General features: G+C 73.3%; 12 protein-coding genes and 1 pseudogene. 7 read left to right on the top strand and 6 right to left on the bottom strand.

Annotation, left to right across the window (positions count from 1 at the left end; translation table 11 throughout):
* Window positions 1–26: 26 nt before the first annotated feature.
* From ABZU53_RS26885 to ABZU53_RS26905, 5 genes are read right to left on the bottom strand one after another with little or no spacing between them, the layout of a single operon-like run.
* Complete coding sequence (locus ABZU53_RS26885) at window positions 27–1,115, bottom strand: uroporphyrinogen-III synthase (RefSeq protein ID WP_354862012.1); 1,089 nt, start codon at window positions 1,113–1,115, stop codon at window positions 27–29.
* Entirely contained in the window at window positions 1,115–1,462 is a 348-nt protein-coding gene (nirD, locus tag ABZU53_RS26890) for a nitrite reductase small subunit NirD (RefSeq protein ID WP_355068222.1), read from the bottom strand. The genes ABZU53_RS26885 and nirD overlap by 1 nt, the downstream gene beginning before the upstream one ends.
* Complete coding sequence (gene nirB, locus ABZU53_RS26895) at window positions 1,459–3,993, bottom strand: nitrite reductase large subunit NirB (protein ID WP_355068223.1); 2,535 nt, start codon at window positions 3,991–3,993, stop codon at window positions 1,459–1,461. Before nirB ends, nirD begins: the two co-directional genes overlap by 4 nt.
* On the bottom strand, window positions 3,990–5,429 hold the full coding sequence (locus ABZU53_RS26900) for an FAD-dependent oxidoreductase (protein WP_355068225.1): 1,440 nt from the start codon (window positions 5,427–5,429) through the stop codon (window positions 3,990–3,992). The genes nirB and ABZU53_RS26900 overlap by 4 nt, the downstream gene beginning before the upstream one ends.
* A complete protein-coding gene (locus tag ABZU53_RS26905; protein ID WP_355068227.1) occupies window positions 5,426–7,546 on the bottom strand; it encodes a molybdopterin oxidoreductase family protein in 2,121 nt (706 codons plus the stop codon). Before ABZU53_RS26905 ends, ABZU53_RS26900 begins: the two co-directional genes overlap by 4 nt.
* Window positions 7,547–8,075: 529 nt before the next feature.
* Between ABZU53_RS26905 and ABZU53_RS26910 the strand changes: the two genes are divergently transcribed.
* The 7 genes and pseudogenes from ABZU53_RS26910 to glmM all read left to right on the top strand — a co-directional run bounded on the left by ABZU53_RS26910 (window position 8,076) and on the right by glmM (window position 13,035).
* Window positions 8,076–8,771, top strand: coding sequence for a methyltransferase domain-containing protein (locus tag ABZU53_RS26910; protein ID WP_355068229.1), 696 nt, complete (start codon window positions 8,076–8,078; stop codon window positions 8,769–8,771).
* Window positions 8,772–8,860: 89 nt separating this feature from the next.
* On the top strand, window positions 8,861–9,118 hold the full coding sequence (locus tag ABZU53_RS26915) for a DUF6364 family protein (RefSeq protein ID WP_354855324.1): 258 nt from the start codon (window positions 8,861–8,863) through the stop codon (window positions 9,116–9,118).
* Window positions 9,108–9,401, top strand: coding sequence for a hypothetical protein (locus ABZU53_RS26920; RefSeq protein WP_354855325.1), 294 nt, complete (start codon window positions 9,108–9,110; stop codon window positions 9,399–9,401). The genes ABZU53_RS26915 and ABZU53_RS26920 overlap by 11 nt, the downstream gene beginning before the upstream one ends.
* A 156-nt stretch (window positions 9,402–9,557) precedes the next feature.
* Window positions 9,558–10,412 (top strand): annotated as a pseudogene (locus ABZU53_RS26925) (MFS transporter); the annotation flags it as partial.
* A gap of 209 nt (window positions 10,413–10,621) precedes the next feature.
* Window positions 10,622–11,065: a 50S ribosomal protein L13 gene (gene rplM / locus ABZU53_RS26930; RefSeq protein WP_007465158.1), complete on the top strand. Its 444-nt coding sequence runs from the start codon at window positions 10,622–10,624 to the stop codon at window positions 11,063–11,065.
* A 20-nt stretch (window positions 11,066–11,085) separates the two neighbouring features.
* On the top strand, window positions 11,086–11,559 hold the full coding sequence (gene rpsI, locus ABZU53_RS26935; RefSeq protein WP_355068231.1) for a 30S ribosomal protein S9: 474 nt from the start codon (window positions 11,086–11,088) through the stop codon (window positions 11,557–11,559).
* 117 nt (window positions 11,560–11,676) lie between these two features.
* Window positions 11,677–13,035 (top strand): phosphoglucosamine mutase, encoded by a 1,359-nt coding sequence (gene glmM / locus ABZU53_RS26940; protein ID WP_354855327.1) that lies wholly within the window; start codon window positions 11,677–11,679, stop codon window positions 13,033–13,035.
* 30 nt (window positions 13,036–13,065) lie between these two features.
* Here glmM and ABZU53_RS26945 read toward each other — a convergent pair whose 3' ends face one another.
* Entirely contained in the window at window positions 13,066–14,256 is a 1,191-nt protein-coding gene (locus ABZU53_RS26945; protein ID WP_355068233.1) for a pyridoxal phosphate-dependent aminotransferase, read from the bottom strand.
* Window positions 14,257–14,280 lie beyond the last annotated feature (24 nt).

The raw sequence follows: 14,280 nt of genomic DNA on the forward strand, positions 1-14,280 counted from the left end.
GGCACACCAGGGCCGGCCACGACGCGTCAGTCGACCCGGAGCCGGTAGCCGCGCTTGACCACGGTCTGCACCACGCGCGGCGCGCGCAGGCCGGCCCGCAGGCGTGCCACCGCCATCTCCACCGCGTGCTCGTCGGCGCCCCGGGGGAGGGTCCGCAGCAGCGCGGTGCGCGACAGCACCCGTCCGGGGGCCTGGGCCAGCGCCCGCAGCACCGCCATGGGGGCGGGAGCCAGCGGGCGTAGTTCCCCGTCGATCACCGCCGCGTGCCCGCGCAGGGTGAGCAGGTGTCCGCCGGCCTTGAACGTCAGGGTCCGGCGAGGCAGTTCGTCGACGATGGTCCGCACCAACGCGCCCAGCCGGGCCCGCCCGGGCGCGCTCACCGGAACCCCGTGGCGCAGCAACGGCTCGGCGGTCACCGCGCCGACGCAGCTGGCCAGCACGTCGCTGCGGAGCGCGGCCACCACCGCGTCGGTACGGTCCCCGGCGGCCCGCAGCAGCGCCTCGGCCGCCGGTGCCGAGGTGAACGTCACCGCGTCCACCAGCCGGCCGGCGATCAGGTCGATCAACCGGTGCAGCGGCGCCGGGTCGGTCGGCGGCGCCCAGCGGTAGACCGGCACCTCGATCACCGTGGCGCCGGCCGCCTCCAGCGCGAGCGTGCACTCGGGTTGCCGCTCACCGTGCAGCTGCATGGCGATCACCTGCCCGGCCACGCCACGGCGGCGCAGGTGATCGACCACCTCGTCGCAGCTCTCCGACGCCGGTGACCACTGGTCGTGCAGCCCGGCCGCGCGGATCGCGCCGCGTGCCTTCGGGCCCCGGGCGACGACGTACGAGCTGGCGAGCACCGAACGCAGTGGTTCGGCCAGCCCCCAACCCTCGGCCGCCTCCAGCCAGCCGCGCATCCCGATGCCGGTGTTGGCCATCAGGATGTCGGGTGGCTGGTCCAGGCAGGCGCGGGTCGCCTCGCGCAGTTCCGTGTCGTCGGACAGCGGCACGATCCGCAGCGCCGGGGCGAGCACCACGCGGGCGCCCCGGCGTTCGAGCAGCGCGGCCAACTCGTCGCGCCGCCGGTCGGCGGTCACCCCGATGGTGAAGCCGGCCAGTTCTTCCCGCATCAGCCCTCCCGTCGCAACCGCACTTCGACGATCCCGTCGTGGCAGCGCGTGTCGTGCCGGGCCACGGCCATCCCGGGCAGGTCGAGGCACTCCCCGGTGCGCAGGTCGTACACCTGCTTGTGCAGCGGGGAGGCGACAGTCGGCACGCCGCCGCGGCTGCCCACGATGCCCCGCGACAGCACGTACGCCCCGGAGACCGGGTCGCGGTTGTCGATCGCGAACAGCCCGTCCACGGTGTGGAAGAGGGCGACCTGCACGCCGTCGACCAGGGCGGCGGCGCCCCGGTTCGGTTCCAGCCGGTCGAGGGGGCAGACAGCGGTCCAGTCGAGCGTGGTCGTGTGGCTCATCGCCGTACCTCCGGAAGGCCGAGCGTGACGGGCTGCCGGCGGGCGTGGGCCGGCTCGGGGCGGGTGGTCGTCAGGGCGCGGGCCGGCACCGGCTGGCCGCGTTCCACGGCGAAGGTGATCGACGGGTCGGGCACGTCGGGGGCGTTGACGAAGGAGGTGTAGCGGCGCAGCCGCTCCGGGTCGTCCAGCACGTCGCGCCACTCGTCGGAGTACGACGCCACGTGTCGGGCCATCGCCGCGTCCAGGTCGGCGCAGAGCCCCAACGAGTCGTCCACGATCACCGCGCGCAGGTGGTCCAGGCCGCCGTCCATGGCCTCGATCCACCCGGCGGTGCGTTGCAGCCGGTCGGCGGTGCGGATGTAATACATTAAAAATCTATCGATTAGTCGAATCAGTGCTTCTGTCGACAAATCAGTGGCGAACAGGTCGGCGTGGCGGGGCCGGAAGCCGCCGTTGCCGCCGACGTAGAGGTTCCAGCCGGTCTCGGTGGCGATGATGCCGAAGTCCTTGCTGCGGGCCTCGGCGCACTCCCGGGCACAACCGGAGACCGCCGACTTGAGCTTGTGCGGCGCGCGCAGCCCGCGATAGCGCAGCTCCAGCGCAACGGCCAGCCCCACCGAATCCTGCACCCCGTACCGGCACCAGGTCTCGCCGACGCAGGACTTCACCGTGCGCAGCGCCTTGCCGTACGCGTGGCCGGACTCGAAACCGGCGTCCACCAGGCGTCGCCAGATCTGCGGCAGCTGCTCCACCCGGGCCCCGAACAGGTCGATCCGCTGCCCGCCGGTGATCTTCGTGTAGAGCTGGAAGTCCCGGGCGACCTCGCCGATGACGATCAGCTTCTCCGGGGTGATCTCGCCGCCGGGGATGCGGGGCACCACCGAGTAGCTGCCGTCGCGTTGCAGGTTGGCCAGGAAGTGGTCGTTGGTGTCCTGCAACGACGCCTGCTCCCCGTCGAGCACGTGGCCGTTGCCCAGCGAGGCGAGGATCGACGCCACCACCGGTTTGCAGATGTCGCAGCCGCGTCCCCGGCCGTGCTCGGCGACCAGCCGGGAGAACGTGCGGATGCCGCGGACGCGGACGATCTCGAACAGCTCGCGGCGACTCACGTCGAAGTGCTCGCACAGCGCCGTGGACTGTGCCACGCCGGCCGCGTCCAGCAGCTGCTTGAGCATCGGCACGCAGGAGCCGCAGCTCGTGCCCGCCCGCGTGCACGCCTTCAACGCCGGCACGTCCGCGCAGCCGCTCGCGATGGCGTCGTCCAGGTCGCCGCGGGTGACCGCGTTGCAGGAGCAGACCTGGGCGGTGCCGGGCAGCGCTCCGGCGTCCGCGCCGCCGCCGTCCGGGGCGAGCAGCGCCAGCGGAGCGGCCGGCAGCGGGCCGCCCACACTGGCCCGCAACGTCGGGTACGCGCTGGCGTCACCCACCAGCACCCCGCCCAGCAGAGTGTGCGCGTCGTCGGAGAGGACCAGTTTCGCGTACACCCGGGTGGCCGGGTCGGTGAACGTGACGTCCAGGCAGCCCTCGGTGGTGCCGTGCGCGTCGCCGAACGACGCCACGTCGACACCGAGCAGTTTCAGCTTGGTGGCGGTGTCCGCGCCCGGGAAGGTCGCCGCGCCGCCGACCAGGCGGTCGGCCACCACCTCGGCCGTCGCGTACCCGGGGGCGACCAGGCCGTGGCAGGTGCCGTCGACCGCCGCGCACTCACCGACGGCCCAGACGCGCTCGTCGGCGCTGCGGCAGGTCGCGTCGACGAGCACCCCGCCGCGCGGACCCAGCGGCAGGCCGGCGGCCCGCGCCAACTCGTCGCGGGGCCGGATGCCGGCGGCCACCACGACCAGCTCGGCGTCGACCACGCGGCCGTCGGACAGCTCCAGGGCGTCGACCGCGCCGTCGGCGCCAGCCCGGATCGCGGTGGTGGCCACCCCGAGGTGGGTACGCACACCCAGCTCCTCGACGTAGCGGCGCAGCATCGCACCACCGGCCTGGTCCACCTGCACCGGCATCAGCCGGGGCGCGAACTCGACCACGTCGGTGCTCAGGCCGAGCAGGCGCAGGGCGTTCGCCGCCTCCAGCCCGAGCAGTCCGCCACCGATCACCGCGCCGACCCGCCGGCCCCGCGCGTACGCCCGGATCGCCGCCAGGTCGTCCAGGGTCCGGTAGACGAACACGCCGGGCAGGTCGGCGCCGGGCACCGGCGGCACGAAGGGGTACGACCCGGTGGCCAGCACCAGCGCGTCGTAGCCGTACTCGCCCACGGCGGTGGTCACCACCCTCCGAGCGCGGTCGATGGCGGTGGCCGGCTCACCCAGGCGCAGCCGCACACCGTCGTACGGGGTGTGCACGTTGAGCTCGTCCTCGCTCACCCCGTCGAAGTACGCCGAGAGCCGCACCCGGTCGTACGCCGGACGCCCCTCCTCGGCCAGCACGGTCACCCGCCAGCGGCCCTGCGGATCACGGGCGCGCAGCGCGTCGACGAAGCGCTGCCCCACCATGCCGTTGCCGATGACGACCAGGTCCCGACCGCTCATCGCGTCACCTCCACCGATTCCGCTTCGGACAGCCAGTCGACGATGCCGCCGACCGCGTCCCGGCATCCGCCGCATCCGGTGCCGGCCCGGGTCCCCGCCACCACCGCGTCGACCGTCCGCGCGCCGGAGCGCCAGCACCGCACCAGCGCTCCCTTGGTGACGGTGTTGCACTGGCAGACGACTGCCGCGTCCGGCATCAGCGCCGGTGACGCGCTCGGCGCCGCGACGGCCCCGCCCAGCGCCCGGCCCAGCAGCAGGGCCCGCCGGTCGGCCGGCACCGGGTGACCCCGGTCGAAGAGCTGGATCACCGTGCCGACCGAGGGGTTGTCGCCGAGCAGGATCGCGCCGATCAGCCGCTCGTCGTGGATCCGTAGCCGGGCGTACGTGCCCCGGGCCGGGTCGGCGAAGGTCAGCTCCTCGCCCGGCCCGCCGCCCGCCGCGTCGCCCATCGCGGCCAGGTCGATTCCGGCCGCCTTGAGTCGGGTCACCACCGGCCGGGGTCGGTAGCGGGCCAGCGGGTCGGTGCCGGTCAGCACGTCGGCGAGCACCCGGGCCTGGGCCCAGGCGGGTGCGACCAGCCCGGTGATCGCGCCGTCGTGCTCGGCGCAGTCGCCGAGCGCCGAGACCCTCCGGTCGTTGGTGCGCAGCCGGTCGTCCACCACCACGCCGCGCCGCACGGTCAGCCCGGCGGCCTGCGCGAGGGCGGTGTCCGGGCGTACCCCGCAGGAGAGCACCAGCAGGTCGGCGTGCAGCGACCGGCCGTCGGCCAGGTCGAGGCGGACGCCGGTGCCGTCGGCGACGACTCCGGTCGCCGGCACCGCGAGCTGGATGGTGACGCCGAGCCGGGCGAGCGTGCCGGCGAGCACCGCGCCGGCCGCGGGGTCGAGCTGCCGTTCCATGAGGTGCCCGGTGTGGTGCACGACGGTGGTGGCGAGCCCCCGGGTGGCCAGGCCGCGGGCGGCCTCCAGGCCGAGCAGCCCACCACCGAGCACGATCGCGCTGCGGGCCCCGTCGGCGACGGCGAGGATCCGGCGGCAGTCGTCCAGGGTCCGGAAGGGAACGACCCGCTGCGGCAGGTCGGTCGCGTCGAGGCCGGGCAGCGGCGGCACCACCGCCCGCGCGCCGGTGGCCAGCACCAGGTGGTCGTAGGAGATCCGTTCGCCGTCGCCGGTGCGGACCTCGCGGGCGGACCGGTCCACCGCGGTCACCGGCACGCCGGGGCGCCTGTCGATGCCGTGCCCGGCGGCCTCGGTCAGCTCCACGTCCGGTTCGGCGATCCGGCCGGTCAGCAGCGTGGAGAGCATGATCCGGTTGTACGCGCGGTGCGGCTCCGCCCCGAGCACGGTGACCTTCCGGTCTCCCTCGCGGGCGTGCAGCTCGGCCGCGAGCCGGGCACCGGCCATGCCGTTGCCGACGATCACCACCCGGGCCGTCATGCCTTCTCCACCCGGACCGCGCAGATCTTGAACTCGGGCATCCCGGAGATCGGGTCCACCGCGTCGTTCGTCACCGAGTTGGCTCGGCCGGCGCCGGGCCAGTGGAACGGCGCGAAGACCGTGTCCGGGCGGATCCCCGCGCTGAGGCGGGCCGGCGCGCGCAGCTCGCCCCGGCGGGACGTGACCCGCACCGGGTCGCCGTCGTCGATGCCCAGCCGGGCCGCCAGGTCGGGGTGCAGCTCGACGAACGCCTCGGGCGCGGCGCGGCGCAGCGCGGCCACCCGGCGGGTCTGGGTGCCGGACTGGTACTGGGCGAGCACCCGGCCGGTGGTGAAGTGCAGGGGATACGTGGCGCAGACCTCCTCGGCTGCCGGCCGGTGCTCCACGGCGTGGAACCGGGCCCGGCCGTCCGGGGTGCCGAACCGGTCGGCGAAGAGCCGTGGCGTGTCCGGCCCGTCCTCGCTGGGGCAGGGCCAGAAGACACCGTCGGTCTCGTCGATCCGGGCCCAGTCGATGCCGGCGTAGTCGGCGACCCCGCCGGCGGAGGCGCGGCGCAGCTCGGCGAACACGGTGGCCGGATCGACCGGAAACCGCGCCGCCGCCGTCCCGGCGTCGCCCAACCTGGTCGCCAGGTCGGCGAGGATGGCCAGGTCGGTGCGGACGCCCGGCGGAGGCGGGCGCAGCGCCCGTCGACGCAGCACGCGGCCCTCCAGATTGGTCATCGTGCCGTCCTCCTCGGCCCACTGCGCGGTGGGCAGCACCACGTCGGCCAGGGCCGCCGTCTCGGAGAGCAGCAGGTCGGCGACGACCAGCAGGTCGAGGTCGCGCAGCCGGCCCTCGATCCGGGCGGCCCGGGGAGCGGAGACCACCGGGTTCGAGCCGAACACCAGCAACGCCCGGGGGCCGTCGGGGGTGCCGAGCGAGTCGAGCAGTTGGTAGGCCGGCACGCCCGGGCCGGGCAGGTCGTCGGCCGGCACGCCCCAGACACCGGCGACGTGCTCCCGGGCCGCCGGGTCGTCGATCCTGCGGTAGCCGGGGAGCTGGTCGGCCTTTTGCCCGTGCTCCCGCCCGCCCTGGCCGTTGCCCTGGCCGGTGAGGCAGCCGTACCCCGAGCCCTCGCGGCCGGGCAGGCCGAGAGCGAGAGCGAGATTGACGTACGCGGTGACGGTGTCGACGCCCTTGGCGTGCTGCTCGGCGCCGCGCGCGGTCAGGATGATCACGCGGCCGCCGGTGCCCAGCGCGCGGGCGGTCGCCTCCAGATCGGCCACCGGCACGCCGGAGAGCTGTTCCGCGCGGGCCGGCCACCAGGCGGCGACGCTGCGGCGGACCGCGTCGAAGCCGGTGGTCCGCTCGGCCACGTACGCCTGGTCGACCCACCCTTCGATGAGCGCGATGTGCAGCAGCGCGTTGGCCACGGCGAGGTCGGTGCCGGGCAGCGGTTGCAGGTGCAGGTCGGCCTGGCGGGCGGTGGCGGTGACGCGGGGGTCGACGACGATGAGCCGGCCGCCGCCCCGGCGCTGCTCGGTGAGCCAGCGCACCAGCGGCGGCATGGTCTCCGCCGGGTTGGCGCCGACCAACAGCAGGGTGTCGGCCCGGCCGAGGTCGGCCAGCGGAAACGGCAGCCCCCGGTCGACACCGAAGGCGCGCAGCCCGGCGGCAGCCGCCGAGGACATGCAGAACCGTCCGTTGTAGTCGATGTTGCGGGTGCGCAGCGCGACCCGGGCGAACTTCCCCAGCGCGTACGCCTTCTCGTTGGTCAGCCCGCCGCCGCCGAAGACGGCGACCGCGTCCCGACCGGAGCTGTCACCGATGGCGCGCAGGCCGGTGACGATCCGGTCCAGCGCGGCGTCCCAGGTCGCCGGGCGCAGCTCGCCGCTGACCGGGTCGCGCAGCAGCGGGGTGGTCAGCCGGTCCGGGTGGTCGAGCAGTTCGGCGGAGGTCCAGCCCTTCTGGCAGAGCCCGCCCCGGTTGGTGGGAAACTGGCGGGGGAGCACGCTCACCCCGGTGTCGTCCTCGCGCAGCGTCATGCCGCACTGAAGGGCGCAGTACGGGCAGTGCGTCGCCACCTCCCGGGGCGTACGCCCCGGTCGAGTTGCCGGCCATGCACCGTCTGTCATGTCCCGAAAGCGTGCCGCCGGGCGGTTTCCGGTCCGGGTCTCTTCTGTTTCGGTCCTGTCAAGTGGGGCTCACACCGCACAGGGGCAGCGGACGTGACGGGCGGGTGATGGCGGCCCCGGACGGACGCGTGACCAGCGGCGGCGCCGGGCTTCATCTCCTGGGATGGTCAGCGTAAGTCGGCGCGGCGGGGCGGCGGGTAAGGACGTCACCCGCGCGTGGGTTCGCCGCGGACCCGCTCATGCGTTCACCCGGAGCTGCCCGGCGACGCGGTCGAGTCGGTTCACCGGCCATGGCGGAACGATGGTCCCTGCTGGCCAGGGCGCGCCCGTGAGTGCTCGCCCGTGGAGATCTTGGACAGTTTCCGTTAGCTCGTAACGGAAACTGTCCAAGATCTGGGGCGGGGCAAGAGCGGCCCCGGCACGAACGGGTCCGCCGGGTCTCGGGTCCTTGCCGGCCGCGCCGTCTATGACCACCTTGCGATCAGTGCTTATAATGTGGGAAACCTGTCTCAATTTATGGGAGACTGCGATGAGCGTGGTGGACGTCTTCGACGCGGTGGCCGGTACCTATGACGAGGCCCGTCGGCGGCTCGTGCCCTGCTTCGACGCGTTCTACGGCACCGCCGTCGAGGTGGCTGCGCCGCCGCTGCGCGCCGCGCTGGCCACCGGCCGTACCCCCGAGGTGTTGGATCTGGGCGCGGGCACCGGCCTGCTCTCGCTGCTGCTCGCCGCGGCGGTGCCCGGGGTCCGGCTGACCCTGGTGGACGCCGCACCGGCGATGCTCGCCCGCGCCGCCGACCAGTTGAACGCGCGGTCCGTGCCACACCGAACGGTCCGGGCCGACCTGGCGGACGAGTTGCCGCCGGGCCGGTACGACGCGGTGGTCAGCGCCCTGGCGATCCACCACCTGGACGACGCCGGCAAGCGCGCGCTCTACCGGCGGGCCGCTGCCGCGCTGGCGCCAGGCGGGGTGTTCGTCAACGCCGAGCAGGTCGCCGGCCTCACCCCGGCGCTGGACCGGCGCTACGACGAAGTCTGGACAGCCAGGATCACCGAGCTGGGCTCGTCCCCCGAGGAGATCGCCGCCGCCCGGGAACGGATGAGCCACGACCGCCCGGCGACCGTGGCCGACCAGTGCCGGTGGCTCGCCGAGGCGGGTCTGGTCGACGTCGACTGTTTCTTCAAGGAGTGGCGCTTCGCGGTGTTCGGCGGCCGGGCCGGGTAATCCCGGCGGAATGTACGTTTCGCCGCCCCGGGGCGAGTCGATGGGCGTGGGGATGACTGGTGGTCATACCGCTGGGTAGTCTCAGCGGCATGACTGCCAAGGTGACATTGTCGTTCACGGACGAGACGATCGAGGAGGCCCGACGCTTCGCCAAGCGCGAAGGGCTGTCCCTCTCGGCGTGGATGGACCAGGCCGCCCGCGAGAAGGCGCTGCGCGAGGTGTTCACCGCGCACGCCGCGGCCGTGGGCCGTGCCGGCCTCGACCTGGAGTCCGCCGCCCTCGCCGACGCCCGCGAGGTCGGCATGGTCAACGATCTCTACTCCGGCGGACGGCCGCGTGCTGCGTAGGGGTGAGGTCTGGCGCATCGAGGGCGCCCGGGAACGCCTCGGGCTCGTGATCAGCTCGGACGTCTACAACTCCACAGACGTGCCCATCGTGATCGTGGTCGAGGTGGTCGAGGAATCACTGCTGCGCGACTCACCCCTTGCCGTGCCGATGGGCCGGTACGTGGTGATGCCCGACCGGATCTCCGCACCGATGAAGAAATGGTTCACCGACTGCGTGGACGTCGCCGACACCGAGACCATGCTCCGGGTCGGCCGCGCCCTGCGCATCCTCCAGCAGCTCTGAGCCATCGGACCTCACCATCGCCGCCGGCCCGTGGTGCGGTAGGCGTTTCCGGGCCGACCCGTGACGGGCACTGCCAGGTAATCCCGCTTCCCTAGCGTTCCTCCTCGTCGCATCGACGAGGAGGAGCCGCCGTGAGCACGCTCACCAGCACCGCAGTCCGGTGGCGGCAACCTCGGCGTGCCCGCGGTGCAGCTGGTCGGGCTGGCGGTGCTCGCCACCGCCGGCGCCGCGTACCCCCGGTTGGTGCCCGCGGTCTACCTGCCGCTGATCGTGCTGGCCGCGCTGGCGGCGGCCCGCTGGCTGGACACCGTGCCCGGCGCGCGCAACGAGCCCGGGTCGCTGCGCGAGGCTGCCCGGGACCCGCACACCTGGATCATGTCGCTGCTCTACATCGGCACCTTCGGCTCGTTCATCGGGTTCGGCTTCGCGTTCGGCCAGGTGCTCCAGCTCCAGTTCGCCGAGCGGTTTCCCACAGCCGTCGACGCCGCCTGGCTGACCTTCCTCGGGCCGCTTGTGGGCTCGCTGATCCGGCCGCTGGGCGGCCACCTCGCCGACCGGCTCGGCGGAGCCCGGGTGACCTTCTGGAACTTCGTGGCGATGGCGATCGGCGCCGGCACGGTGCTGTACGCGGCCCGCGAGCGCTCGTTCGGGCTCTACCTGGCCGGCTTCCTCGCCCTCTTCGTCTTCTCCGGTGTCGGCAACGGCTCCACGTACAAGATGATCCCGGCGATCTTCCGGGCCCGGGCGGCGGACGCCGTGGCCACCGGCACACGTGACCCGGAGGCCGCCGCGCGGTGGGCGCGGCGGATGACCGGCGCGTTGATCGGCATCGCCGGCGCGATCGGCGCCTCCGGCGGGGTGCTGGTCAACATCGCCTTCCGCCAGTCGTTCCTCGGCTCCGGCAACGCCGATTCCGCCTACCTGGCGTTCATCGGCTGGTACGCGCTGTGCTGCGCGGTGACCTGGTTCGTCTACCGGCGTCCGGGGTCCCATCGGCTCGCCGGGGTGTGATCCGGGTCATGACCGGCGCGTCGCCGCGCGGCATCCCACCCCCGTTTTGACCTGCCGATGGGGCGCCGGGTATCGTTGCCTGCTGTTGTACGACATCCAGAGGCGTGCCCTATCAGGTACGCTTGGTCGTTCGTGCGCGCTGGTCCGGCCTGCTAGATCTGGTCACCTCGGCGCGCGACCCCAGACCGACGACGAGACAAGGTAGACCTGTGCGTACGTACAGCCCGAAGCCGGGTGAGATCGAGCGTCAGTGGCACGTCATCGACGCCTCTGATGTCGTGCTGGGCCGCCTGGCCACCCACGCCGCCACGTTGCTGCGTGGTAAGCACAAGCCGACTTTCGCGCCGCACGTCGACACGGGCGACTTCGTCGTCATCGTGAACGCGGGCAAGGTTGCGCTGACCGGCAACAAGCGCCAGACCAAGGTCGCTTACCGCCACTCGGGTTACCCGGGTGGTCTGAAGCAGGTCGGCTACGACGAGCTGCTGACCAAGCGCCCCGAGCGGGCCATCGAGCTGGCCGTGAAGGGGATGCTCCCGCACAACAAGCTCGGCCGTCAGCTGATCAAGAAGCTGAAGGTCTACGCCGGTGCCGAGCACCCGCACCTCGCGCAGCAGCCGGTGCCGTTCGAGATCAAGCAGATCGCGCAGTGAGCGCGGGCGAAGGAAGCAGCATGACCGACATCATCGAGACCGAGGTCGCCCCGGAAGCCCCCGAGGCTACCGAGGCGCCGGCGCCCGTCGCCCGCGCGCCTCGTGGTGACCGGCCGATCCAGACCGTGGGCCGCCGCAAGGAGGCCATCGTCCGGGTCCGCATCGTCCCGGGCACCGGCAAGATCACCTGCAACGGGCAGGACCTCGAGGCGTACTTCCCGAGCAAGGTGCACCAGCAGCTCATCAAGGACCCGCTGGTCACCGCCGAGAAGCTCGACCAGTTCGACGTCATCGCCAACCTGCGTGGCGGCGGCACCACCGGCCAGGCCGGTGCGCTCCGGCTGGGCATCGCCCGCGCGCTGATCATCAGCGAGCCGGACGACCGCCCGGCCCTCAAGAAGGCCGGCTTCCTGACCCGGGACGCCCGGGTCAAGGAGAGCAAGAAGTACGGCCTCAAGAAGGCCCGTAAGGCTCCCCAGTACTCGAAGCGCTGATCTTTCCCAGCGCGTTGTACTTCTGACGGACGGCCGGTCCGCCTCCCCTCGACCGGGGAGGTGGGCCGGCCGTTCCGCTTTCTCCTTCTCGGTAGTGCTCATCGGAGGTTGGCGGGTATGGGTCGGTTGTTCGGCACGGACGGCGTACGCGGGCGGGCGAACGCGGATCTCACCCCCGAATTGGCGCTCGCGCTCGCCGTGGCCGCCGCGCACACACTCGCCGAGACGGACCGCAGCCACCCGCCGCTCGCCGTGGTCGGCCGGGACACCCGGGCCAGCGGCGAGATGCTGGAGGCCGCCGTCGTGGCCGGGCTGACCAGCGCCGGCGCCAACGTGGTACGCGTCGGCGTGCTGCCCACCCCGGCCGTGGCGTTCCTCACCGCCGAGGCGAAGGCCGACCTCGGAGTGATGCTCTCCGCGTCGCACAACCCCATGCCGGACAACGGCATCAAGCTCTTCGCCGCCGGCGGGCACAAACTGCCCGACGAGATCGAGATGCGGATCGAGGCGGCCGTCGAGACGAACGCCACCACCGCCTGGGACCGGCCGGTCGGCGCCGGCGTCGGCCGGGTGCACGACCTGCTCGACGGTGCGGACCACTACATCCAGCACCTCGTCGGCACCGTGCCGCACCGGCTCGACGGGATCAAGGTCGTCGTCGACTGCGCCAACGGCGCCGCCGCCGAGGTCGCGCCCGTCGCGTACCGGGAGGCCGGGGCCGAGGTCATCGCGATCCACGCCGAGCCCGACGGGCTGAACATCAACGACGAGTGCGGCTCCAACCACATCGAGGCGCTGCGCGAGGCCGTCGTCGAGCACGGCGCCCACCTGGGCATCGCCCACGACGGTGACGCCGACCGCTGCCTGGCGGTCACCGCCGACGGCGACGAGGTCGACGGCGACCAGGTGATGGCGATCCTCGCGCTGGCCATGCGCGACGCCGGCACGCTCACCCAGGACACCCTGGTGGCCACCGTGATGAGCAACCTCGGCCTGCGGCTGGCGATGTCCGCGCAGGGCATCCGGCTGATCGAGACCAAGGTCGGCGACCGGTACGTGCTGGAGGAGCTGCGCGCCTCCGAGCTGGCGCTCGGCGGTGAGCAGAGCGGCCACATCGTCATGCCCGCGCACGCCACCACCGGCGACGGGGTCCTCACCGGCCTGCACCTGATGGCCCGGATGGCCGCGACCGGCAGGTCCCTGGCCGAGCTGGCCTCCGTCGTCACCAAGCTGCCGCAGGTGCTGATCAACGTCCCGGTCGGCGACCGCACCGTCGGCGCCGCCGCGCCGGCCGTCCGTGCCGAGGTCGAGCGGGCCGAGGCGGAGCTGGGCGAGACCGGCCGGGTGCTGCTGCGCCCGTCGGGCACCGAACCGCTCGTCCGGGTGATGGTCGAGGCCGCCACCGAGGCGACCGCCCGCGAGGTCGCCGAGCGCATCGCCGACCTGGTACGCACCGCCAGCCCCGCCGGGTCGTAGTCCAGTGGACCGGGGCTTTGGCCCGGCGCGTCAGCGGGTCAGGGCGCGCAACCGGGTGACCGCCTCGGTCAGCACCTCCGGACGCTTGCAGAACGCGAACCGGACCAGTCGTCGGCCGGCCTCGGCGTCGTCGTAGAAGACCTGGGTCGGCACGGCCACCACGCCGCAGCGCTCCGGCAGCGACCGGCAGAACTCCACCCCGTCCGAGCCGCCGAGCGGGGTGATGTCGGCGGTGACGAAATACGTCGCCTCCGACGTCAGCACCTCGAACCCGGCGTCCGTGAGGCCGCCCACGAGCTGGTCACGGCGCTGCTGGAGACCGTCGCGGAAACCCGTGTAGTAGTCGTCGGGCAGGGCCAGCGCCACGGCGACCGCAGGTTGCAGCGGGGCGGCGTTGACATAGGTGAGGAACTGCTTTACCCGCAGCACGGCCGAGACCAGCGCCGCCGGGCCGCTCGCCCAGCCGACCTTCCAACCGGTGCAGGAGAACGTCTTGCCGGCCGACGAGATGCGCAGCGTCCGCTCCCGCATCCCGGGCAGCGCGGCCAGCGGCACGTGCGGACCGGACGCGTCCGTGAACACCAGGTGCTCGTAGACCTCGTCGGTGACCGCGTACGCGCCGTACTCCTGACACAGCTCGGCCACCAGCGCCAGCTCGGTCGGCGTGAACACCTTGCCGGTCGGATTGTGCGGTGAGTTGAGCAGCACCAGTCGGGTACGCGGCCCGAACGCCGCCCGCAGCGCCGCCGGGTCGAAGGCGTACCGGCCGTCCGCGGCGGGACGCAGCGTGACCGGCCGCCGGACCGCGCCGGCCAGCGCGATCGAGGCGGCGTACGAGTCGTAGTACGGCTCGAAGCAGACCACCTCGTCACCCGGCTCGCACAGCGCGAGGATGCTGGCCGCCACCGCCTCGGTCGCGCCCGCCGTGATCACGATCTCGCCGTCCGGGTCGTACGACAGGTCGTGGAACCGCCGCTGGTGGGCCGCGACGGCCGCGCGCAGGGCGGGTATCCCCGGGCCGGGCGGGTACTGGTTGTGCCCGCCGCGCAGCGCCTCGGCGGCGGCGGCCAGCATCTCCGGTGGGCCGTCCGTGTCCGGGAAGCCCTGGCCCAGGTTGACCGCCCCGGTCCGTACGGCGAGGGCGGACATCTCGGCGAAGATCGTCGTGCCGAACGGCCGCATCCGGGCCACCAGCGGGTCGACATCGGTGCTCGTCGTCACCTGCGCCAGCCTACGGGCACCCGG

Source organism: Micromonospora sp. NPDC005194 (assembly GCF_040608335.1).
Classification (GTDB): domain Bacteria; phylum Actinomycetota; class Actinomycetes; order Mycobacteriales; family Micromonosporaceae; genus Micromonospora.

Coding starts and splice junctions, on each gene's coding strand:
- ABZU53_RS26915 (WP_354855324.1), top strand. CDS start 8,861: ATGACTGCCAAGGTGACATTGTCGTTCACGGACGAGACGATCGAGGAG.
- nirB (WP_355068223.1), bottom strand. CDS start 3,993: ATGAGCGGTCGGGACCTGGTCGTCATCGGCAACGGCATGGTGGGGCAG.
- nirD (WP_355068222.1), bottom strand. CDS start 1,462: ATGAGCCACACGACCACGCTCGACTGGACCGCTGTCTGCCCCCTCGAC.
- rpsI (WP_355068231.1), top strand. CDS start 11,086: ATGACCGACATCATCGAGACCGAGGTCGCCCCGGAAGCCCCCGAGGCT.
- glmM (WP_354855327.1), top strand. CDS start 11,677: ATGGGTCGGTTGTTCGGCACGGACGGCGTACGCGGGCGGGCGAACGCG.
- ABZU53_RS26910 (WP_355068229.1), top strand. CDS start 8,076: ATGAGCGTGGTGGACGTCTTCGACGCGGTGGCCGGTACCTATGACGAG.
- ABZU53_RS26905 (WP_355068227.1), bottom strand. CDS start 7,546: ATGACAGACGGTGCATGGCCGGCAACTCGACCGGGGCGTACGCCCCGG.
- ABZU53_RS26900 (WP_355068225.1), bottom strand. CDS start 5,429: ATGACGGCCCGGGTGGTGATCGTCGGCAACGGCATGGCCGGTGCCCGG.
- ABZU53_RS26885 (WP_354862012.1), bottom strand. CDS start 1,115: ATGCGGGAAGAACTGGCCGGCTTCACCATCGGGGTGACCGCCGACCGG.